Consider the following 21378-nt stretch of genomic DNA (forward strand, 5'->3'; position numbering starts at 1 on the left):
CGATAGCGGTGTATCAATCAGCATTAATACCGACTGACACACCGCTATCGCGAGCAAGCTCGGCTCCCACAGGTTCAATGGCCTCCAATCTAGGGCAACTCGATCCGCTCGCTTTCCCCCGGCACCGTCGGCCAGTCCCCAGCCGCCCAGCGCCGGCGGGCTTCATCGATCCGGGCCGGGTCGCTGGAAACGAAGTTCCAGTTGATCCGTCGCGGCCCGTCCAGAGGCGCACCGCCGAATAGCACGGCGTGGCAGTCGCTGTCGGCAAACAGCGTCATTTCTTCCCCTGTCGGCAAGATCACCAAGGAGTGAGCTTGCACCGGCTCGCCGTCCAGCAACGCCTCACCGCTCAACACATACAGGGCTCGCTCCGCATGCTCGGTAGGAATCAGCAAGGTCGTCGCGGTTTGCAGCTTCAACTCGGCGTAAAGCGTCGGCGACAGCACCGGCACTGGCGATTCCAGGCAAAAGCCTGACCCGGCGATCATGCGGATGCTGACCCCCAGGTTCGCGCTGACCGGCAGGCTGTGGGCCGGGTGATGGCTGTAGTGTCCGGGGCCCTGTTCGTGGGCCTTGGGCGAGGCCAGCCAGACTTGCAGCCCGTGCATGACGAACGCGCTGCCCAGCAAGGACTCGGGAGTGCGCTCGACATGGGCGATGGCGCTGCCGGCGGTCATCCAACTGACATCCCCGGCGTCCACTACCTGATCGGAACCGAGGCTGTCCTTGTGCTGGAGTTTTCCTTCGAACAGGTAGGTGAGGGTGGACAGGCCGATATGCGGATGCTGGCGGATGTTCATGCCTTTGCCGGCCGGGTAGGTGGTTTGCAGCATGTGATCGAAGAACACGAAAGGCCCGACGCTGCGGCATTTGGCGGACGGCAGCGGGCGAAGAATCGGCTGGCCTTCGACATCTTCGGCGCGGGGGCGAACGGTCAGGGGAGTGGTCATGTTGTCTTCCAGGTTGAACAACGGTTGCACGAAGCATAACCCGTCGCCAGCAGACGCGGCAGACACGCCTTGAACCCAGGCGGGACGGTTGGGGTCTACTCTGTTCAAGGCTTCTGGAGATTGCCCGTGCCCCTGACCCGTTTGATCTGCGCCTGGCTACTGGTTGTTTGCAGCGGCGGCGCCGTGGGTCGCGAATATGCCTACAGCGATGCGCACCTGCATTACGTCGATTTCTTTCAGGAAACTGCCGGCATGCCCAAGTTGCTCCAGGCGATGGCGGACAACCGCATCGAGCATGTGATGATTTCCGGTGTGCCGGTGGCCAAGAAATGGCATGAGGACGAGCCCAAGCGTCCGCGCTATTACGCCGGTGACGACGCGGATGCCTATTGGTACAGCGCCACCGACGTGATTGTCGCCGCGGCGGTGAGCAAACTGACCGACGAGCAGCGCCGACACTTTCATCCATTCCTGTCGGGTTTCAACCCCAACGACAAGAACTCCGCCGCCCATATCCAGCGCATGCTCGATCTCTACCCGGGTTTGTGGCAAGGCATCGGCGAGGTCTTCACCCGCCACGACGACCTGACGGCGCTGACCTCGGGCGACACCCCGCGGGCCAACAATGAAGCCATGACGCGGATCTATCACTTGGCGGCCGAGAATGACTTGCCGGTGATGCTGCATTCCAACATCACTTCCAAGCGTGAGAAAAATCCGCTGTACCTGGCAGAAATCGAGGAGCCGTTGCGCAATCACCCGCACACGCGCTTCATCTGGGCCCATGCCGGTACCAGTATGGAAATCCATCGCCACCAGACCCGCTTGGATTTTCTGTTGCCGACCCTGACCCGCATGCTCGAGGCCTACCCCAACCTGTACATAGACCTGTCCTGGAGCGTGCTCACGCCGTACTTGCTGGACGAGGCGGGCAAGCCCCGGGATGAATGGGTAACGCTGGTGAAACGCTTTCCTGAGCGCTTCATGGTGGGCTCGGATGTCGTCGGGCGGTTCAACAAGTTGGGCCAGGAGCTGCGCAGCTTCGATCCGTTCCTCGATGCCTTGCCGCAAGACGTGGCGCGGAAGGTGGCGCGGGATAACTTTTTGGCGGTGTTGCCGCGCTCAGTGGCCCGCTAAGTCCGCTTTTGTGGCGAGGGAGCTTGCTCCCGCTGGGCCTGTAGGAGCTGTCGAGCGGAGCGAGGCTGCGATCTTTTCGATGCCAATTGAGCCTGAAGCGAAAGATCAAAAGATCGCAGGCTTCGCCAGCTCCTACAGAGTCGAGCGGGAGCAAGCTCCCTCGCCACAGGTCAACCCTATCCTCAAGCTATAGCTGGCATGGCCTACATCGCTTTGTCATCAGCCTGTCACTCCCGCGTCATACCCTCGCGCTCATCTCAATCAAGGAGCGCACTATGCACCTCACCCGTTCAAGCGCACTGGTGGCGCTGTTGTTGACCTGCGGCCTGGCACAGGCCGAAGTTCGTGTCGAAGGCCCGGTGGAGTACGGTGTTTTCGAAGGGCCGCAAGCCGAGCTGCAATCGGGAGAGCGAGTCCTGCGGCGCAGCAACGAGCAGATCCGCCAGACCGAGAGCGTGCCGGCGAAGCTGGGCACCAAGTTCGGCATGCGCTACCAGTTGGCCGGCAAGGTTGCGGATGACCAGCCGTTGACCCTGTTGTACTTCACCCCCGGCATTCGCACCCCCGATGGCGTGCGCCACGACAAGTTCGAGGTCATCCAGAAACTGGTACCCGGCGCGCCCCAGGATGTCATGGCCTACGAATTCACCGAAAGCCACGAAGTGGTGCCGGGGGAGTGGCGGTTCATGGTGTTCCAGGGTGATCGGCTGTTGACACAGCAGCGGTTCGTCGTGCGCTGATTGAGGGAACGCTGTGGGGCGAGCTTGTGTGGGAGCGAGCTTGCTCGCGATAGCGGTGGATCAGCTTGCATCAATGTTGAATGTGCCGCAGCCATCGCGAGCAAGCTCGCTCCCACAAGGAACCCAGGCATATTCGCCAGGCAAAAAAAAACGCCCCGAACCAGTCGGGGCGTTTTTGTGTGTGGCGTAACGGCGGGGCTTACTTGCCCTGCCAGCGCTTCAGTACCAGGGTGGCGTTGGTGCCGCCGAAGCCGAAGCTGTTGCTCATCACGGTATTGATGGTGGCGTTCTCGCGAGTCTTGAGCAGGATTGGCAGGTCGGCCACTTCTGGGTCCAGCTCGTCGATGTTGGCGGAGCCGGCCATGAAGTTGCCTTCCATCATCAGCATGCAGTAAATCGCTTCGTGAACGCCGGCGGCGCCCAGGGAGTGACCCGACAGGCTCTTGGTGGAGCTGATGGCCGGGGCCTTGTCGCCGAACACTTCGCGCACACCTTTCATTTCCGCGACGTCGCCGACCGGAGTCGAGGTGCCGTGGGTGTTCAGGTAGTCGATCGGTGCATCAACGGTGGACATGGCCATCTGCATGCAACGGATGGCGCCTTCGCCACTTGGGGCGACCATGTCGTAGCCGTCGGAAGTAGCGCCGTAGCCGACGATTTCCGCGTAGATCTTGGCGCCACGGGCCAGGGCGTGTTCCAGCTCCTCGACCACCACCATGCCGCCGCCGCCGGCGATGACGAAACCGTCACGGTCGGCATCGTAGGCGCGGGACGCTTTTTCCGGCGTGTCGTTGCGCTTGCTGGACAGGGCGCCCATGGCGTCGAACAGGAACGATTGGCTCCAATGTTCTTCTTCACCGCCGCCAGCGAACACGACGTCCTGCTTGCCCATCTGGATCTGTTCCATGGCGTTGCCAATGCAGTGGGCACTGGTGGCGCAGGCAGAGGCGATGGAGTAGTTCAGGCCCTTGATCTTGAATGGCGTGGCCAGGCAGGCGGAAACCGTGCTGCTCATGGTCCGCGTGACGCGGTATGGGCCAACGCGCTTGACGCCTTTTTCGCGCAGGATGTCCAGCGCTTCCATCTGGTTCAAGGTGGAGGCACCACCGGAACCGGCGATCAGGCCGGTGCGCGGGTTGGAAACCTGCTCTTCGGTCAGCCCGGAATCAGCGATGGCGTCCTTCATGGCCAGGTAGGCGTAAGCCGCCGCGTGGCCGACGAAACGGTAGATCTTGCGATCGATCAGCTCTTCGAGGGGAAGGTCAATGGAGCCGGAAACCTGGCTACGCAGACCCATTTCGGCATATTCCGGGTTGAACCGGATGCCAGGGCGACTTGCACGCAGGTTAGCGGAGACGGTCTCTTTGTCATTGCCCAGGCACGAAACGATGCCCAGACCAGTGATAACGACGCGGCGCATGCGGATAACCCTTAGAAGTTGTCAGTGGAGGTAAAAACGCCGACCCGGAGGCCTTCGGCGGTGTAGATCTCGCGACCATCCACGGCAACCGAACCATCGGCAATGGCCATGTTCAGCTTGCCCTTGAGGACGCGTTTGATATGAATGTTATAGGTGATTTTCTTGGCGGTCGGGAGGACCTGACCAAAGAACTTCACTTCGCCCGAACCCAGGGCGCGACCGCGACCCGGCAGGCCTTGCCAGCCGAGGAAGAAGCCGACCAGTTGCCACATGGCGTCCAGGCCCAGGCAGCCCGGCATCACCGGATCACCTTCGAAATGGCAGGCGAAGAACCACAGGTCCGGAGTGATATCCAGCTCGGCGACCAATTCACCTTTGCCGTACTTGCCACCCTCTTCGCTGATATGGGTGATGCGATCCACCATCAGCATGTTCGGGGCGGGCAGTTGCGCGTTACCTGGGCCGAACAGCTCACCGCGACTGCAGCGCAGCAGATCTTCCCGGGTAAAGGCGTTTTGTTTGGTCATGCGAGCTCCTCAATAGTCCCATGCGGCAGGGTGGGGCAAATCTTCCCGGCCGATCGAAGCGTTCATGCCTCGAGTCGACAGCCTACTCATAGACTATTGCGTTGTAGTGAAAGTCACAGCACACGGGAAATGAATGTACACCTGTGCACTGAAATTTTTATTCAAGCCCCAATCGAGGCTTGTTCGGGTGCCTAAGACTGCCGCACTTTCGCCTTTCACGCCAGTCACAGATGGTCCAGTGACCTGTTCTAGTTCACCCAGCGCTGCAGAATCTGCTGCAGCTCGTTCCTTTTGAACGGCTTGGCCAGGTAATCGTTCATGCCCGCTTCGAGGCAGGCTTCGCGGTCGCCCTGCAAGGCGTTGGCCGTCAGGGCGATGATCGGCACCTCGGCGCAACCCGGCAACTGACGGATCTGCCGCGTGGCTTCGTAGCCATCGATGATGGGCAATCGGCAATCCATGAGGATCGCGTCGAAAATCAGGCTTTCGGCGCTGCGTACGGCTTGGGCGCCATCGGTGGCGATGCTGACGGTGAAGCCCAGGCTGCGCAGCATGGCTTCGACCACCGTCTGGTTGACCGGATTGTCTTCCACCAGCAACACGTTGCGGCCTGCGCCATCGCCGCTGCCGGAGGGCAGGCGCGGCGCCAGGATCGCTGGCGTCTGGCGCGACAGGGCCAAGGGGATTTCAAGGGTGAACACCGAACCCTGGCCTTCTTCGCTCTGGGCCCGCAGCGTCCCGCCCATGCGCTCGGCCAGGGTACGGGCGATCGGCAGGCCCAGGCCGGTACCGCCGTAGCGCCGGGAGATCGAATTGTCGGCCTGCTGGAAGGCGTCGAACATGCGCTCCAGGCTCTCGGCAGGGATTCCGATGCCACTGTCGCGCACTGTGCAGGTGAACCACAGCAGTTCGTGGTCCAGGGTCTGCCACTGGCATTGCACGGTGACACGGCCTTGCTCGGTGAATTTCAGTGCATTGCCGATCAGGTTGACCAGAATCTGCCGTATCCGCGTCGGATCGCCCTGGACCTGCAAGGCCTGCATGTCGTCCGGGACCAGCAGGTCCAGGCCCAGCTTGCGTTGTGCGGCGCTGTGCTGGAACGACTGCGCGCAGCTGCTCACCAGCTCGGCCAGGTTGAACGGGATGTGTTCCAGCTCCAGGGCCGAGCGTTCGATGCGCGAGAAATCGAGGATGTCGTTGATCACCTTGAGCAGGTGTTCGGTGGACTCCGACGCCAGCGCCGTGTACTCGTGCTGCTCGTCGGTCATGCGGGTCGTTTCCAACAGTTGCAGCATGCCCAGTACGCCGTTCATGGGCGTACGCAGTTCATGACTCATCATCGCCAGGAACTCGGACTTGGCGCTGTTGGCTTTTTCCGCTTCTTCACGGGTCTTGATCAACTGCGCCATGGCCTGGTGCTGCTCGCGGCTGGCTTGCGCCAAACCTTCGGCCAGGTTGTTGATGTGCCGCGACAAGGCCCCCAGTTCGGCGTCATCGACGATGGGCAGCGGGGTGCTGTAGTCGCCTTGCTGGATGGCCTTGACCGCGTTGCCGATGTCGCGGATCGGCCGGGACAGGTTGGTCGCCAGCCGGCGCGCCACCAGGAAGGTGAACAGCAGGGCGAACAGCGCCAGGATCGCGGCCTTGAACAGGATTTCCTGCTGCCGCTGACTGAAGGCGTCACTGGACATGCCGACGATCACGCGGCCCAGGTAATCTTCGCCGAAGGCTTCCACGGAGGGGCTGTTGCCCTGCAGGAAATCATTGTTCAGGGCGATGCGCTGCAGGCGCACCGGGGCCTGGAAGACTTCGACCTGCTGCGCATGGCGGCGGGTTTGCTCGGGTTGCTCGACGTACACCAGGACCTTGTCGGTGCTGTCCTGGACCTCCAGAAAGCGCACGTGTGGGGTCGCCAGGGTGGCGGTGAGCAGGCTTTCCAGTACTTCGTTGTTGCCGGAAATCACCCCGTATTCCGTTGCGGGGGCCAGTTGGTTGGCGATCAGTTGCCCGGTGTGATTGAGTTCCTGGCGCAGGTCCTGGATCCGCACGAAGGTAAAGAAACTGATCAGCAGCACGGTCAGCAGCAGCGCCGGGCCGAGGGCGATGAGCTGGGTTCGGGTGTTGATGTCCCAACGGCGACGCAAGGTCATGGGCGGTGTTCTCCTTCGGCCAGCGTTGCCGCGACGGATTCGGCGTCAATCGGTTCGATCCCCAGTGAGCGGGAGACCTGCCGGTTGCCCAGGACCTTGAAACGGTCCGGATACAGCGTGCGCGGCCAGCTGGTGGCGGGGCGGTCGAGCAACTCGTCGAGAATCGCCAGCCAGTCTTGTTGGTCGCTGTAGGTGCTGGCCAGGCTGCCGGCCTTGACGAATGCGGCGCTGGGCCCGATCAGGGCACGTTGCCGGGCGTAGCTGCTGAGCAACAGGTTCTTCACGGTCTTGGGGTTGTACAAGTCGGGGTCATCGAGACCCAGCAGCACGTCGCTCTGGCCCAGCAGGCTCTGCAGGGGACGGCTGTCGTTGGTGTCGTCCCAGCGTTCGCTGACGATGGTCAGGCCCAGCGGTGCCGCGGCCCGTTGAATGTCCTTGAGCAGGAATTCGCTGTGGGCGTCATAAAGCACGCCGACCCGTCTTACTTGCGGCAGGATGGCGCGGATCAGTTGCAATTGCCGCGCCATCGGTGGATCGCTCCACAGCAGGCTCAGGTGCGCAGGCGTTGCCTCGCCCAGGCGATCGCGGGCTTGCTGGCGGCTGATGCGCAGCACCAGGGTGGCTGGCCCCCGGGTGTCTTGCAGGCGCCAGTCGAGGCCGGGCAGGTCAAGCAGGATCAGGCGGACATTGCCCGGCAACTTGTCCGGCGCCGGCAGGTTGGCCAGCGGCGTAAAGCGCACACTGTCTTCGGGGCGCAGGGCCTTCAGGGCCTGGGTGAAAGATTGCACGCCGGGGCTGTCCTCGGCGCCGGTCAGCAAGATCTCGGCCGCCCGGGCCTGGAGGGTCGCCAGCCAACCGGCAAACACCAGGCAGAGGGCTAGCGTCAGGCGGCCATGAGAGGGCGTCTTGCGGGGCGGGCGTCGGACCATCTAGAAAGACAACTCCGCGCTGAAGTACACGGCATGGCGGGCGTCGTAGCGGTTGTCGATAAAGGTGGTGGGCTGGTTGTCCAGGCGCTGCTGCAGGACTCCCGCCAGTTCCAGGCTGGCCTTGCCCAGGGGAATGCGCCGGGCGAGGCGGGTGTCTACCCGTTCGTAGCGATAGCCATTGAGGGCGTCGGCGGCGTAATAGAACAGCGCACTGTTCCAGCCTTGGCCCCAGTTCCGTAGCCAGCCGGCCGAACCGCTGTTGCGAGCGGTCAGCTGTTCGTCGAGGGGGTTGCTGGCCTGGGCGTCGACATAGGCATAGGTCAGGCGCAAGCGGTCGGTGCTGGTCACGCGCCAGTCGAACTGGGTTTCAGCCCCGGAGAATTGCGATTCGTTGCCGTTGCTGGCGATGTACTGATTGTTGCGCAACGGTTCGCTGATCATGTCGGTGATTTCGTCATGGAACAGTTTCACATCGACCGCCAGCCCCAGGTCCACGAAATGACCGTTGTAGCCCAGTTCCCGGGAGCGCATGTGCTCTTGCTCCAGGTTGCCCGGGCCGCGGGTCCGGACGAAGTAACGGGCACTGCTCTGGCCGAAGGCGGCAGGTTGCAGTTTGGTGACCTGATAGCTCCAGTTGACGTTGTTCTCGAACATGTCCGGGGAGCGTATGGCTTCGGAGTACACCGCCCGCAGGCCGTGGCGCGGGGTGATCAGGTAGTTGACCGCGACCCGTGGGGTCAGCGAGCTGCCGGTCAGGCGGGTGTCTTCGAACATCGCGCCGCCTTGCAGTAGCCAATGCTCGGTGGCCCGCCATTCGAGCTGGCCGAACAGGCGCCAGGTGGTGTCGTCCAGGGTGCCGTTGAAGTACGTCTGCGAGTTGGCCCGGTCGTACCGATAGTTGCCGCCGGTGACCAGTCGCAGGCTGTCGGACAGGCTCAGGGTGTCTTGGATCTCCAGGTCATAGCGTGATTCCCGGGCGCTCTGGTCGATATCGCCGCACAGGGTTTGCGAGGCGCCGTTGCGCCACTGGGCGAGCACTTGATTGGCCAGTGCCTGTTCCTGCGGCGTGCCGGCTGGCGCGCCGCTGCTGGTGTAACGGGGGATATTGCGCGCCAGCTGCTCGGCATAGTTGGGGTTGAGCTGCCACAGGTCGGTCAGTTGTGGGCTGAAGGACACTTCGGCATCACAGGCGCGCCAGGTCTGCTGGCGATCCCAGTGCTGGATCGAGCCCTGTACATAAAGACTGTGGTTGGGGTCCAGGTCCAGGTTCCAGCGCAGCGAACCGGCGTAATCCTTGGCGATGACGTCAGAATTGTCGCCAGCGGCGGTAATCCCGGCAAACACGGGACGGTAGGTGTAGGGCCGCTGATTGGTCCCGTCCTTGGCGTTCAATTGCCAATCGATACTTTGCTGCTCGTCCAGCGTCTGGCTGACGGACAGGTTGAAGCGGTTCAGGCGGCGGCTGTCGCGGTAATCGGCGCCGTTGCGGTTGCTGTCAAAGCCATCGTCTTCCTGGCCGGACAGCGACAGCCGCAGGTCACCGCCGTCCCAACCGCTGCCCTGGCTGGCGTACCAGTCGCTGACGCCGCGCTGGCCACGGGTGATTTTCAGCCGGGTGCCGTGGCTGTCGGCTGGGGCTCGGGTGATGATGTTGACCACCGCCATCAGCGCGTTGGCGCCGTAGCTGACGGTGTTGGGGCCGCGAAAGACTTCGATCCGCTCGATGTCTTCCATGGCCACCGGAATGTCGCTCCAGTCCACCGTGGCCAGGCCGGCGCGGTACACCGAGCGGCCGTCGATCAGTACTTGCATGCGGCGGGCTTCGCTGGCGTTGGTGCCATGGTAGTTAACGGCAGCCTGGTTACCGCTGATGTTGCCGACCATCATGCCCGGCACTAGGCGCAGCAGTTCGCTGATATCCCGGGCGCCGCTGGCCTTGATCAATTCGCTGTCGAGCACGGTCATGCTGCCAGGCACTGCCGCGGGAGATTGCTTGAGGCGCGTGGCCGTCAGCACCTGGGGCATGGACTGGCTGTCCACGAACAGGTCGTCGCCCAGCACTGGCGGGCTGATGATCAGTGCCAATAGCAGAGACGAACCTGGACGGGAAGGGCCAACGAACACGGCACAGCCTTTGAGAAGGAGTGGATGGCGGGCATGTTAACCGAGCTGAACGACTTTTCCATTCGCGTTGACAGCATTTTCCTAGGAATTGATGTCAGCTCCTACAGCTGGTGGTAATTGTTGCCGGGGCTGGTCGCGCTCTGGCCGCTCCGTATAATGCCCCGCATTGCCACTTGGTATGGATGAACGGATTGCATATGACTGAACAGCGCCCGATTGCGGTCCTGGGGGGCGGGAGTTTCGGCACCGCCGTGGCTAACCTGCTGGCCGAGAATGGTCACCCGGTGCACCTGTGGATGCGTGACCCGGAGCAGGCCGAGGCCATCCGGGTCAACCGCGAGAACCCGCGTTACCTCAAGGGCATCAAGATCCGCCCGGAAGTGGAACCGGTGACTGACTTGCAGGCAACCCTGGAGGGCAGCGACCTGTTCTTCGTCGCCTTGCCGTCCAGTGCCTTGCGTTCGGTGCTGGCGCCCTACGCAGAACGCTTGAGCGGCAAGCTGTTGGTGAGCCTGACCAAGGGCATCGAAGCCAAGACCTTCAAGTTGATGAGCGAGATTCTCGAGGAAATCGCGCCCAAGGCGCGGATCGGGGTGATTTCCGGGCCGAACCTGGCACGGGAGATCGCCGAGCACGCGCTGACCGCCACCGTGGTCGCCAGCGAAGATGAAGAACTCTGCCAGCGGGTCCAGGCGGCACTGCATGGCCGCACCTTTCGGGTCTACGCCAGTGCCGACCGTTTCGGTGTGGAGCTGGGCGGGGCGTTGAAAAACGTCTATGCCATCATCGCCGGCATGGCGGTGGCGCTGGGCATGGGCGAGAACACCAAAAGCATGCTGATCACCCGCGCGCTGGCGGAAATGACCCGCTTTGCCGTCAGCCAGGGCGCCAATCCAATGACCTTCCTGGGGTTGGCCGGCGTCGGCGACCTGATCGTCACCTGTTCCTCGCCCAAGAGCCGCAACTACCAGGTCGGCTTCGCCCTCGGCCAAGGCTTGAGTCTCGACGAGGCCGTGTCGCGCCTGGGTGAAGTGGCCGAAGGGGTCAATACCCTCAAGGTGCTCAAGGCCAAGTCCCAGGAGGCGGGGGTGTACATGCCACTGGTCGCCGGGCTGCACGCGATCCTGTTCGAAGGGCGCACGCTTGAACAGGTGATCGAGCTGTTGATGCGCGGCGAACCGAAGACCGACGTCGATTTCATTTCCACCAGCGGTTTCAACTGAACCATTGACCGCAAGCAGGAGCGAGCCATGAACGATCCACAAGGGCAACCCCAATACGAATCCATCCTGCTGCGTGTGCTGTGGATGGTGATTTACCTGCTGGTCTGGCAGGTGGCGCAATTCATCCTTGGCGCCGTGGTGCTGGTGCAGTTGATCTATCGGCTGATCTACGGCGCACCCAGCGCCAGCCTGATGAATTTCGGCGACAGCCTGAGCCAGTTCCTGGCCCAGATTGGTCGTTTCGGCACCTTTCACAGCGACCAGAAACCCTGGCCGTTCGCCGACTGGCCGACCCCGCGCACGCCCGAAGGTGAAGCACCTCACACCGTGGCGCCGGCCCCGCATCCCGCCCGGGACGAGGAGCCGAAGCTATGAAGTTGTGGGTGTTACGTCATGGTGAAGCCGAGCCCCATGGGGTTCGTCCCGATCCGGAGCGGGCCCTGACGGCTCACGGTCGCGAGGAAGTGTTGCGCAGTGCCGCGCAATTGATCGGCCAGCCCCTGACCGCCATTTACGCCAGTCCTTATCTGCGCGCCCAGCAGACCGCACAACTGGTGCGCGAAGCGCTGGGTTTTCAGCCTGAGCCGATCACGGTGAACTGGCTCACGCCGGACACCCGGCCGGTCGAGGTCCTGAGGCATCTGGAGGACCAGGACAATGTGCTGCTGGTCAGTCATAACCCCTTGGTGGGCAGCCTGCTGGGCTTTCTGCAGCACGGCCACCTGCAACAACCCGAGCAAGTGCAAACCGCCGGCCTGGCCGAGCTGGAAGGCGACATGCCGCTGGCCGGGGTAATGAAGCTCAAAGGGATCAAGCATCCCTGAGCAGATCGATTGCAGGACTGGGCAAAAACAATAATCACACAGGAAGGGCAACGATGAGTCTGTGGCGCACCACCCCCAACATCGAACAACTGAACGCCGCCGGTAAAAACACCATCAGCGAAGTGCTGGACATTCGTTTCGAGTCGTTCGACGACGAATCGCTGACCGCCAGCATGGTGGTCGATCATCGCACCCACCAGCCGTTCGGCCTGCTGCATGGTGGTGCTTCGGTGGTACTGGCCGAAACGGTCGGGTCCATGGCGGCCTATCTCTGTGTCGATGCCAGCAAGTTCTATTGCGTGGGCCTGGAGATCAACGCCAACCACCTGCGCGGTGTGCGCAGCGGTCGGGTGACCGCCACGGCCCGGATGGTCCACCTGGGCCGCACCACCCAAGTCTGGGACATACGCCTGGTCAATGACGAGGGCAAGGTCAACTGCGTGTCGCGCCTGACCATGGCGGTGGTGCCATTGGGAGAGCAGCCGCCGGCGCGGTGATGACGCTCAGTGTCGCGTTTACATGTGCGTTATGTGCGGTGTTCGCGTATTCAATTGAGATCGCGAGTAACGCCGTCCGTGTGTCTCACTCACGTAATAAACCGTGGGGGTGATCGTCGAAATGGTGCTCATCTCGATCGAGGTGGGCACTGCTTCCGCTGAAATACCTGTCCCAGCTACGCCGCTTTCAATGTCCCAGGTTGTTTGATCAAGCTCTGCGCTCAAGCCGGGCGTGGTAGCAGTCACAAAAGTGGAGCGTAATTCACCAATAGCGTTACTGACAGCCCGTGATACAGCGGCTCGTGCGGTTGGGTCGAGTGCGCTGTACCCGGGTATCTGAGCTACAGCTTGATTGGCCAATTGTCCCATGGAGGCAAAGAAGTGCCGGCTGCTGGCGCCAATCACTCCCTTGGCCGGATTAAAAGCAGGTTTTTTACCATTGGACGTTTTGGTTGGCGTGCCCGCCAATTCCCTTACTACTGACGCGCCCGCCAATCCGACACTTGTTGCCACGGGTGCCCCGACCACTGACTGCAAGGCGTTACCCACCGACTCACTCCCGAACGCCGCTGCACCGGCATATCCGATCAATGCTCCGGACCCACCTACAACACCCACGCTGCCGGCTATCGTCGCGGGAGCCGCGAAGCCGACCGAGGGATTACTTGAACCAGCATTTGCGAGATATTGGGCTGACATTTCTCGAAACAGCGTTCCGACCAGGTTACCTATTTGAGCGGCGGCCGCTTTATTGCCCGTAGGATCGAGGAGCCCAACCAAAGACGGCGCAGCCCCTAAAGCGGCACCAACAGCCGCGCCGCCAATTTTCGCGAGCAGAGGCCCCATGTTGGAAGGGTCATGGACAGACAAACTGGACTGAGCTCGGTTGGCCGCTGCGTATCCGCCGACGGCGCCTGAAGCCAAACCCACAGTGGCGCCGACAGCCGTCAATGCAATGTTCGAAGGCGCCAGAATCGCCGAGACGGCCGTTGTGACTGCGACTTGCGCAACCGACGCAACCAAAGCGCTAGCTAACTCTCGAGCACCTGTCGCGCCGGCGGCTTCGAATTTCCAGAGGCCTTGAACATCGACAAACCGGACAGGGTTGCCATGCACCATGGCAAACAGGTTCAGACCGTCGGCGGTGCCTGCCGGGTCGGCGCATATCCAGCGCTCCAGCCAAGGCGCGTAATAACGTTGCCCGTAGTAATACAACCCAGTGGCATCACGCTCCTGGCCGGAGTAGCGCCGGGTTTTGTAGCTCGCTTGCACTTTGTCCGGGCCAGCCCACCACGACGTGCCTCCGTAGGGGTAATACATTTCCTCACTGATCAGGTTGGCGTGGTCATCGAGCTCCAACGTGCTGGAGCCCAGATGATTCGTCAGGTTGTAGCGATGCTGATCGATATCGGGGCCTCCTGCCTCCCAGTGCAAGACTTGTACGGCGCAGCGTCCCGCTTGCACCGAAATGACGTGGACCTTCTCGGTAGGTGATGTGCGGATTTCCAGGCCCGGCAAATAGCGCACCTCGTGCGTATATGAACGTGCTGCGTTGTGGGCAACGCGAATTTTGCGCTTGCGCTGGCCGGCCCCGTCGTAGACATAGATTTCGTTGTCATTAGGAGCATTCTCACGCACCACTTGTTCGACCAGGCGCAGGCGGTTGCTCGGACTCCAGGTCAAATCCTGGCCCGCCAGCAATTGTTTTCTGTTGCCGTTGGCGTCGAATCCAGCGCCGATTTCATTCTCGTCAGGCAAGCTGCCGTCGGCTTTCTGCGCCAGCCCGCGATTGCTGTATTTGGAAATCGCCGTTCGTTGTGTCCAACCGTGGCTGGCGGCGGTGTGGACGAGCAGGGTGAGATTGCCGCCCTCGTCGTAGCTGTAGGCCTGCCGGTAGTTTTCCAACTGTCCCGGATCGGCAGGCGAAACAAAAACCGGTTCTTGAGGGCCGTTTTGGCTACCGATCCGTTGCCAGCCTTCTGCCTCGATCAGTTGGTACAAGCTGTCGTAGACGTACGACTGGACCGGCTCGATCTTCTGGTTACGAAAGAAACGGGTGCTCAGCGTCGTGTCCCTGATGCTGAGGATATTGCCGACACGATCATAACCATAGGCCAGGTTCTGCAACGGTGGCTGGCCGGCAAGCCCGGCCTTGACGCTCGTCAGGCGACCGTCCCGTGGGTCATACAGCGCTTCGCTGACCACGCCGTTGCCAGCGGTTTGCCGCTCGATGTTGCCATTCGCGTCGTAGCGAATGTCGTTCAGCAGCGATGTGTCGTGGGTTTGCCCCGCGAGTTTCAAGCGAACTTGCCGCAGCTGGCCGGCGGTATCCAGATCCGAATACTGAACGTTGTTGCGCGCATCTTCTTGCAGGATCGCGGTGCCCACGGCGTTATACGTGACTCGGGTGGTAGCGCCGTTGCCGGTCTCGTTCAAAAGATCCCGCTCAGCTTCATCGGCAGGCCAGTCCGGTTCGATCAAGTCCTGGAGAAAATGTCGGGTTTGCGAAAGGACTCCGCCCGTCAATGCATAGGCCTTGAACAGGACGGTGCCGGCCTCATCATCGTGGCGGATCAACCGGCCACATTGATTGCGGGAGGCTGATTCAGGAGTGTCTTCTGCGTAGGCGTAGAACGCGCTGTTTCTGGCAGGCAAGCCTTGAGCCTGCTCGATGGTTCTGATGGGCCGCAACAGCGCGTCGTATTCGGTTTGCACCTGAGTCTGCAGGCTGTCCCAGCCAATGAACTGCTGACCGGCTACGCCTAACAATGCCAGGCGAGTGCCCGCATCGACGCTGTCGGTGAAGAGCGTCGCACCGGTGAGGCTGAAGACGGTTCTCAGGTTGGGCCGGGCGTCTGGCTCTGTCTCCAGCAACTTGAACAGGCGGGGGTCGTAGCTGAGTGTCGGGCGCCCGGCGACATCATAGCGTTGGCGATGAATTCGGCCCTCGGGTTTTGCGTTTGGGTTATTACGAAAGTAAGACACCGAGGCGATGCCCAATCCTCGTGAATCTGTCACGGAAACGGCCGGTGTCTTGGCATGCATGCCAGTCCCCTTGAAAATGTCGTAACTGCTCTAGTTATTGCCAAGGCGATACTGGCGTCAACTGTAAGGTCTGACAGGTGCTTAAGGCGAGTAGACAATCGATGCCGCAATGCTGTCATCATTCCTGTCAGTTACGGTCATTGCCGTGCCGTCGGGTTCTGCGGACAATCGGCCCCAGTTCCCCCAATGGATCGGCTGTCATGTCGCAACAGGTTTTTTTCGCCCACGCCAACGGTTTTCCCTCGGCCACCTACGGCAAGCTGTTCGCCGCGCTGGCGCCGCAGTACCAGGTCGCGCATCTGGAGTTGCACGGCCATGACCCGCGTTTTCCGGTGGACGATAATTGGCACAACCTGGTGGACGAGCTGATTCATCATCTGGAGCAGCAACCGGCGCCGGTGTGGGGCGTTGGCCACTCCCTGGGCGGCGTGCTGCACCTGCACGCGGCGTTGCGCCGCCCCGAACTGTATCGCGGCGTGGTCATGCTCGATTCGCCGGTGCTGACCCGTACCGACCAGTGGGTGATCCTGGCCGCCAAGCGCCTGGGCTTCATCGACCGCCTGACGCCAGCGGGCCGGACCCTGGGGCGGCGTGAGGAGTTCGCTGACCTGGCGTGCGCCCGGCAGTATTTCGCCGGCAAGACCCTGTTCCGCAGCTTTGACCCGGATTGCTTCGACGCCTACCTGCAACACGGCCTGCAACAAGTCGGTGACCGGCTGCGACTGCGCTTCGACCCAGCCACCGAAATCAGCATTTACCGCGGCGTGCCGCACACCAGCCCCGGGCGGCCCCGCAAGCTCAAGGTGCCGCTGGCCGTGGTGCGTGGTCGGCAGAGTCGCGTGGTGATGCGTCATCACACTCGTTCGGTGGGGCGCATGCTCCATGGCGAATCCCTGAGCATGCCCGGCGGCCATATGTTCCCCCTCGAACGTCCACAGGACACGGCCAACCTGCTCAAGAACCTGTTCCAGCGTTGGGAAGGGCGCAGCGCATGAGTGTGGTCGAGGAAGTCCGCCTTAGCCTGCCGCACATCGAACTGGCGGCCCACCTGTTCGGGCCGGAAGACGGGTTGCCGGTGATTGCCCTGCACGGTTGGCTGGACAACGCTAATAGCTTCGCCCGCCTGGCGCCCAGGCTCGAGGGCCTGCGGGTGATTGCCCTGGACATGGCCGGCCACGGTCACTCCGGGCATCGGCCGCCCGGTGCCGGTTATGCCCTCTGGGACTATGCCCATGATGTGCTGCAAGTCGCCGAACAACTGGGCTTGAAGCGTTTCGCCCTGTTGGGGCATTCCATGGGTGCCATTGTCTCGCTGGTGCTGGCCGGCGCCCTGCCGGAGCGGGTGACGCACCTGGGGTTGATCGACGGGGTGATTCCTCCTACAGCCAAAGGCGATAACGCGGCCGAGCGCATGGGCATGGCCCTGCAAGCCCAGTTGGACCTGCAGCAGAAACGCAAGCCGGTCTACAAAACCCTGGAGCGGGCCATCGAAGCACGGATGAAGGGGCTGGTGGCGGTCAGTCGCGAGGCCGCCGAACTGCTGGCCCAGCGCGGCCTGATGCCGGTGCCCGGGGGCTATACCTGGCGCACCGACAACCGCCTGACCTTGCCATCGCCTTTGCGCCTGACCGATGAACAGGCCATGGCGTTCGTCGCGCGGGTCGCTTGTCCGGCGCATCTGGTGGTGGCGGCCGACGGCATGCTGGCCCAACACCCGGAGCTGCTGGAGCGTCTACCCTTCAGTCATGAGCAGTTGCCCGGGGGCCATCATCTGCACCTGAACGACGAAGTCGGTGCCACGCTTGTAGCAGACTGTTTCAATCGGTTCTTCACCGTTCCTTGACTTGCGGCGGGCAACTGTCGAGGCTGGGCGGGTTGAAAGGGAGACAACCATGACAGACCTCTGTTTGCCAGCCTCGCGGTGCATCGATGATGCCCGTTGCGTCCAAGCGTCCCAGGCCAAGCCGATCCGATGAAATTATCCGTTCAATCACTCGTCCTGCTGGTGCTGGCCTGCCTCAGCCCGGCGTCGTTCGCCGCCGATGTGCCGGGCAGTCGCGACCTGGATCTCGTGCCGCGCATGCCCGATGCGCAGATTGTCGACTACCGGCAAACCAGCGACCTGGAACGCGTCTACCCCATGGGCTCGATCCGCAAGATCAGCGGCCAACTGCGCTTCGACGGCCAGGTCGATGCCCGTGGGAACGTCACGTCGGTCACCTACGAACTGCCGCCGGAGCATTCCGCCACCCAGGCCTTTACCGCAGCGCGCGAAGCCTTGCAGAAACAGGGCGCCGAGCTGTTGTTCTGGTGCCAGGCCCGCGATTGCGGCGAAAGCAGCCTGTGGGCCAACGATGTCTTCGGCAACGCCAAGCTCTATGGCGCCGACAACGGCCAGGCTTTTTTGCTGCTGCGCCTGGCGCCCCCGACGGACAACACACTGATTGCGCTGTATGCCATCACCCGCGGCAATCGCAAGGCCTACCTGCATGTCGAGCAGTTCGAGGCGAACGCTCCGCTGGGGGACTTGCTGCCGACGTCGGCCACGCTGCTGCGCCAGCTCAAGGACACGGGGGTCCTGGACTTGCCGCGTCTTGCCGGTGAGCCGGACGACACCTGGTTGCGCCTGTTGTCCCGGGCGCTGAACCTGGACACGGGCCTGCGGGTCAGTATCGCCGGGCCCCGGGCCGAGGATTGGCTTGAGGCACTGGCGGGCCAGGGTGTCCGGGCGGCGCGCATGGAGGCTGCCAGCGGCGAGGCGGCGGGCCTGCACCTGGAGTTGCTGCGCTAAGCTGTCTCGGGGCAGCGGGTTTCGCGCCGTTGCCTCGCACCTGTTCATTTTTTCGAGACCCTACATGCTCAATAACGATCGGCTGTTGGTGCAGATCCTGCTCCTGGTGTTGTTCGGCGCAAGCCTCTGGGTCATGGCGCCGTTCTGGTCGGCGCTGTTCTGGGGCGCGGTGCTGGCGTTCGCCAGCTGGCCGCTGATGCGCCTGCTGACCCGTTGGGTCAATGGCCGCGAATCCCTGGCGGCGGCGTTGCTGACGGTGGGTTGGATGCTGCTGGTGGCGGTGCCGCTGGTGTGGCTGGGTTTCAACCTGGCCGACCATGTGCGCGATGCCACCGCATTCATCAAGGACGCACAGGTCGACGGCTTGCCCGAAGCCCCGACCTGGTTGGCCGGCGTACCGCTGGTGGGGGAACGGTTGGTCGGCATCTGGAACAGCATCGACCAGCAGGGGGCCGCGCTGATGGTGTCCGCCAGGCCCTACCTGGGACAGGTCGGCAACTGGCTGCTGGCCCGCAGTGCGCAGATTGGCGGCGGCATTCTCGAGCTGACCCTGAGTATCGTGTTCGTGTTCTTTTTCTATCGCGACGGCCCGCGCCTGGCGGTGTTCGTCCACGGGTTGCTGGAGCGTCTGATCGGCGACCGTGCCGGTTACTACATCGAGCTGGTGGCCGGTACGGTGCAGCGGGTGGTCAACGGCGTGATTGGCACCGCCGCGGCCCAGGCCGTGCTGGCGCTGATCGGCTTCCTGATCGCCGGGGTACCGGGGGCGCTGGTACTGGGTATCGTCACGTTCCTGTTGAGCCTGATCCCCATGGGGCCACCGCTGGTGTGGATCCCTGCCACGGCGTGGCTGGCGTGGAAGGGTGAGTACGGGATGGCGGTGTTTCTTGGCATCTGGGGCACGTTCATCATCAGTGGCGTGGACAACGTGCTCAAGCCGTACCTGATCAGCCGTGGTGGAAACCTGCCCTTGGTCATCGTGCTGCTGGGGGTGTTCGGCGGGTTGATCGCCTTCGGTTTCATCGGCCTGTTCATCGGCCCGACCCTGCTGGCGGTGGCGTACAGCCTGTTGACGGACTGGAGCAAAAGCCAGGCGCGGTAGCTTGAATGCCGAGCACCTGTTGCCCGAACACTTGCTCCCGCTGGGGCGTAGGAGCTGTGTACTGTGTAGGAGCTGTGTAGGAGCTGTCGAGTGCAACGAGGCTGCGATCTTTCCCCTAACACCTGAATTTCAAGCGAAAGATCAAAAGATCAAAAGATCGCAGCCTTCGGCAGCTCCTACAGGTGCTGCCCCGGTGAATCAGGTCGCCACGTTCAGGTGTTTCCCTACAGTGGCGACGTTATCCAGCGAGTATTGCCGGCTGAGGTTGGCGATCATTCTGTTCAACGCTTCGCTGACATTGGCCTGTTCGGTGGAGCTGTCGCTGCGGCGACCGGCCTGCAAGGCGTTGTTGAATTCGTCGCTGCTGACGCCACCGCTGCTGTCGCTGTCGAGTGCTTCCATCAGCATTGCGCTGCTGTCGGTGCTCGTGGACGTACCGTTGCTGGCCTGCAAGGCGCTGCTCAGTTCGCTGGCGGTGACGGTGGCGTCGCCATCGGCGTCGAGTTGGCTGAACAGCTCTTCGCTGGACGCGTGTTGCGGTGGTGGCGGCGGAGGTGGCGGCGCCATTGCGGCCATTTCCTCGCTGCTCAAGTCACCGCTGCCGTCACTGTCCAGGTCGCCAAAATTGTCGCTCAGGCTGACCAGGATGCCATCGTCGCTTTTTTGCGACAGGGCGCTGCTCAACTCTTGCTGATTGACCGAACCGTCGCCGTCACTGTCGAGCTTGCCTAGTAGTTCCTTTTGAAACTGCTGGCTGCGGGCACTGCTGGTGGCGGTACTGCTGGTGCTGGTATAGGTCGAGTAACTGCTGACGCTACCAATCATGGGCGCTCTCCTTGGGCTGGGATAGCCGGTGAGTGCACCGGCTTATGCAGCCTCGGCGGGGGAGTTGTCGTGGGTGTGTAGAGTTTGTACCGAGAGAAATACACAGCGTTCGCCCCTGTGGGAGCGAGCTTGCTCGCGATAGCAGCCTGTCAGGCACATCAAGATGGACTGATACACCGCCATCGCGAGCAAGCTCGCTCCCACAGGGGAGATAAGAGGGCTTAGAGACGAGGCAGGCTGATCATCGCCGTCAACCCACCCCCTGGCGTCTCTTCCAGGGTCAATTGCCCGCCGAGGCGCTCGGTGGCTTCCCGGGCGATGGTCATGCCCAGGCCGACGCCGCCGGAGTTGCGGTTGCGCGAACCTTCCAGGCGAAAGAACGGTTCGAACACCGCCTCGCGTTTGTCCGCCGCAATACCGGGACCATGGTCGATGACTCGAATCAGCACCTGCTTATGTTGGTCTTCCAGGCTAATCAAGGCATGACCGGCGTAGCGCAGGGCATTGTCGATGAGGTTATTGAGGCACGAACGCAACGCCATCGGTTGCACCTGCAGCGGCGCGCAGGTGCCGCTGACCTGCACATCGGCGCCCTGGTCCTGGGCGTTCTCGCTCAGCGATTCCACCAAGGCCTGCACGTCCATCCATTGCAGCGCTTCACTGGTGCGCTGTTCGTGCAAGTAGGTGAGGGTGGCATCGAGCATGCCGATCATGTCGTCCAGGTCCTGGCGCATCTGGCTTTGCAGCTTGATGTCATCGATCTGCTCCAGGCGCAGCTTGAGCCGCGAAAGCGGCGTGCGCAGGTCATGGGACACCGCGCCGAGCATGCGCGAACGCTGCTGCACCTGCTCGCGAATCCGTTGCTGCATCAGGTTGAACGTATGGGCCGCCTGTCGCGCCTCACGGGGGCCGTTTTCATCCAGTGGCGGGCTGTCGAGGTTTTCGCTCAGGCGCTCGGCCGCATCGCTCAGGCGCTGGATGGGTCGGGTCAGGAGCTTGGCGCCGTACCAGGCCGCGACGATCAGGAACACGAATTGAAAGGTCAGCGGCACCACCGGGCCGCCGAACCAGGGCCGCGGAGGGCGGTTGGGGGG

The 21378-nt window shown here is 62.5% G+C and carries 19 protein-coding genes; 10 read left to right on the top strand and 9 right to left on the bottom strand.

All coding sequences use genetic code 11. From position 1 onward, the window contains the following. Window positions 1-89: 89 nt before the first annotated feature. Window positions 90-950 (bottom strand): pirin family protein, encoded by an 861-nt coding sequence (locus tag LQ215_RS25715; protein ID WP_230153171.1) that lies wholly within the window; start codon window positions 948-950, stop codon window positions 90-92. A gap of 126 nt (window positions 951-1076) precedes the next feature. Between LQ215_RS25715 and LQ215_RS25720 the strand changes: the two genes are divergently transcribed. Together LQ215_RS25720 and LQ215_RS25725 are read left to right on the top strand one after the other, a co-directional pair. Continuing rightward, window positions 1077-2087 carry an amidohydrolase family protein gene (locus tag LQ215_RS25720; RefSeq protein WP_436839598.1) on the top strand — a complete coding sequence of 337 codons (1011 nt, stop codon included), beginning with the start codon at window positions 1077-1079 and terminating at the stop codon, window positions 2085-2087. Window positions 2088-2362: 275 nt separating this feature from the next. Beyond that, window positions 2363-2827 (top strand): DUF3859 domain-containing protein, encoded by a 465-nt coding sequence (locus LQ215_RS25725; protein WP_018610122.1) that lies wholly within the window; start codon window positions 2363-2365, stop codon window positions 2825-2827. A 199-nt stretch (window positions 2828-3026) separates the two neighbouring features. On the opposite strand, the gene fabB is transcribed toward LQ215_RS25725, so the two are convergent. From fabB to LQ215_RS25750, 5 genes are all read right to left on the bottom strand, one after another. Then, on the bottom strand, window positions 3027-4247 hold the full coding sequence (gene fabB / locus LQ215_RS25730; protein ID WP_230153172.1) for a beta-ketoacyl-ACP synthase I: 1221 nt from the start codon (window positions 4245-4247) through the stop codon (window positions 3027-3029). Window positions 4248-4258: 11 nt separating this feature from the next. Then, the gene (gene fabA / locus LQ215_RS25735; RefSeq protein WP_003204400.1) at window positions 4259-4774 is read right to left on the bottom strand and encodes a 3-hydroxyacyl-[acyl-carrier-protein] dehydratase FabA; all 516 of its coding nucleotides are present in this window, start codon (window positions 4772-4774) and stop codon (window positions 4259-4261) included. 248 nt (window positions 4775-5022) lie between these two features. Beyond that, a complete protein-coding gene (locus tag LQ215_RS25740) occupies window positions 5023-6924 on the bottom strand; it encodes an ATP-binding protein (protein WP_230153173.1) in 1902 nt (633 codons plus the stop codon). After that, window positions 6921-7853 (bottom strand): ABC transporter substrate-binding protein, encoded by a 933-nt coding sequence (locus tag LQ215_RS25745; RefSeq protein ID WP_230153174.1) that lies wholly within the window; start codon window positions 7851-7853, stop codon window positions 6921-6923. Before LQ215_RS25745 ends, LQ215_RS25740 begins: the two co-directional genes overlap by 4 nt. Further along, window positions 7854-9977, bottom strand: a complete 2124-nt coding sequence (locus LQ215_RS25750) for a TonB-dependent receptor plug domain-containing protein (RefSeq protein WP_230153175.1) — start codon at window positions 9975-9977, stop codon at window positions 7854-7856. It lies immediately after the preceding gene. A gap of 197 nt (window positions 9978-10174) precedes the next feature. On the opposite strand from LQ215_RS25750, the gene LQ215_RS25755 reads away from it, so the two are divergent. The 4 genes from LQ215_RS25755 to LQ215_RS25770 are packed head-to-tail and all read left to right on the top strand — an operon-like array spanning window position 10175 to window position 12521. Further along, window positions 10175-11200: an NAD(P)H-dependent glycerol-3-phosphate dehydrogenase gene (locus LQ215_RS25755; protein ID WP_230153176.1), complete on the top strand. Its 1026-nt coding sequence runs from the start codon at window positions 10175-10177 to the stop codon at window positions 11198-11200. A gap of 27 nt (window positions 11201-11227) precedes the next feature. Further along, window positions 11228-11575 (top strand): DUF4389 domain-containing protein, encoded by a 348-nt coding sequence (locus tag LQ215_RS25760; protein WP_003204392.1) that lies wholly within the window; start codon window positions 11228-11230, stop codon window positions 11573-11575. Beyond that, window positions 11572-12024: a phosphohistidine phosphatase SixA gene (gene sixA, locus LQ215_RS25765; RefSeq protein ID WP_230153177.1), complete on the top strand. Its 453-nt coding sequence runs from the start codon at window positions 11572-11574 to the stop codon at window positions 12022-12024. The genes LQ215_RS25760 and sixA overlap by 4 nt, the downstream gene beginning before the upstream one ends. A 53-nt stretch (window positions 12025-12077) precedes the next feature. Then, window positions 12078-12521, top strand: a complete 444-nt coding sequence (locus tag LQ215_RS25770) for a hotdog fold thioesterase (protein ID WP_003204388.1) — start codon at window positions 12078-12080, stop codon at window positions 12519-12521. A gap of 18 nt (window positions 12522-12539) precedes the next feature. On the opposite strand, the gene LQ215_RS25775 is transcribed toward LQ215_RS25770, so the two are convergent. Then, complete coding sequence (locus LQ215_RS25775) at window positions 12540-15566, bottom strand: RHS repeat-associated core domain-containing protein (protein WP_230153178.1); 3027 nt, start codon at window positions 15564-15566, stop codon at window positions 12540-12542. 200 nt (window positions 15567-15766) lie between these two features. Here LQ215_RS25775 and LQ215_RS25780 point away from each other — a divergent pair, with 200 nt between their 5' ends. From LQ215_RS25780 to LQ215_RS25795, 4 genes are all read left to right on the top strand, one after another. Beyond that, complete coding sequence (locus LQ215_RS25780) at window positions 15767-16561, top strand: alpha/beta fold hydrolase (protein ID WP_230153180.1); 795 nt, start codon at window positions 15767-15769, stop codon at window positions 16559-16561. After that, window positions 16558-17409 (top strand): alpha/beta hydrolase, encoded by an 852-nt coding sequence (locus LQ215_RS25785; protein WP_230153181.1) that lies wholly within the window; start codon window positions 16558-16560, stop codon window positions 17407-17409. Before LQ215_RS25780 ends, LQ215_RS25785 begins: the two co-directional genes overlap by 4 nt. A 129-nt stretch (window positions 17410-17538) precedes the next feature. Continuing rightward, entirely contained in the window at window positions 17539-18357 is an 819-nt protein-coding gene (locus LQ215_RS25790) for a DUF4892 domain-containing protein (RefSeq protein WP_230153182.1), read from the top strand. Window positions 18358-18421: 64 nt separating this feature from the next. Further along, window positions 18422-19459: an AI-2E family transporter gene (locus tag LQ215_RS25795; RefSeq protein ID WP_230153183.1), complete on the top strand. Its 1038-nt coding sequence runs from the start codon at window positions 18422-18424 to the stop codon at window positions 19457-19459. A 198-nt stretch (window positions 19460-19657) separates the two neighbouring features. Here the strand turns inward: LQ215_RS25795 and xopAW are convergent, their stop codons facing one another. Further along, window positions 19658-20284 carry a XopAW family type III secretion system calcium-binding effector gene (xopAW, locus tag LQ215_RS25800; RefSeq protein ID WP_230153184.1) on the bottom strand — a complete coding sequence of 209 codons (627 nt, stop codon included), beginning with the start codon at window positions 20282-20284 and terminating at the stop codon, window positions 19658-19660. A 221-nt stretch (window positions 20285-20505) separates the two neighbouring features. Then, window positions 20506-21378: sensor histidine kinase (locus tag LQ215_RS25805; RefSeq protein WP_230153185.1), on the bottom strand; the 873-nt coding region annotated here is incomplete at its 5' end.

It is taken from the genome of Pseudomonas brassicacearum, from assembly GCF_918698105.1.
GTDB classification, from domain to species: domain Bacteria; phylum Pseudomonadota; class Gammaproteobacteria; order Pseudomonadales; family Pseudomonadaceae; genus Aquipseudomonas; species Aquipseudomonas brassicacearum_F.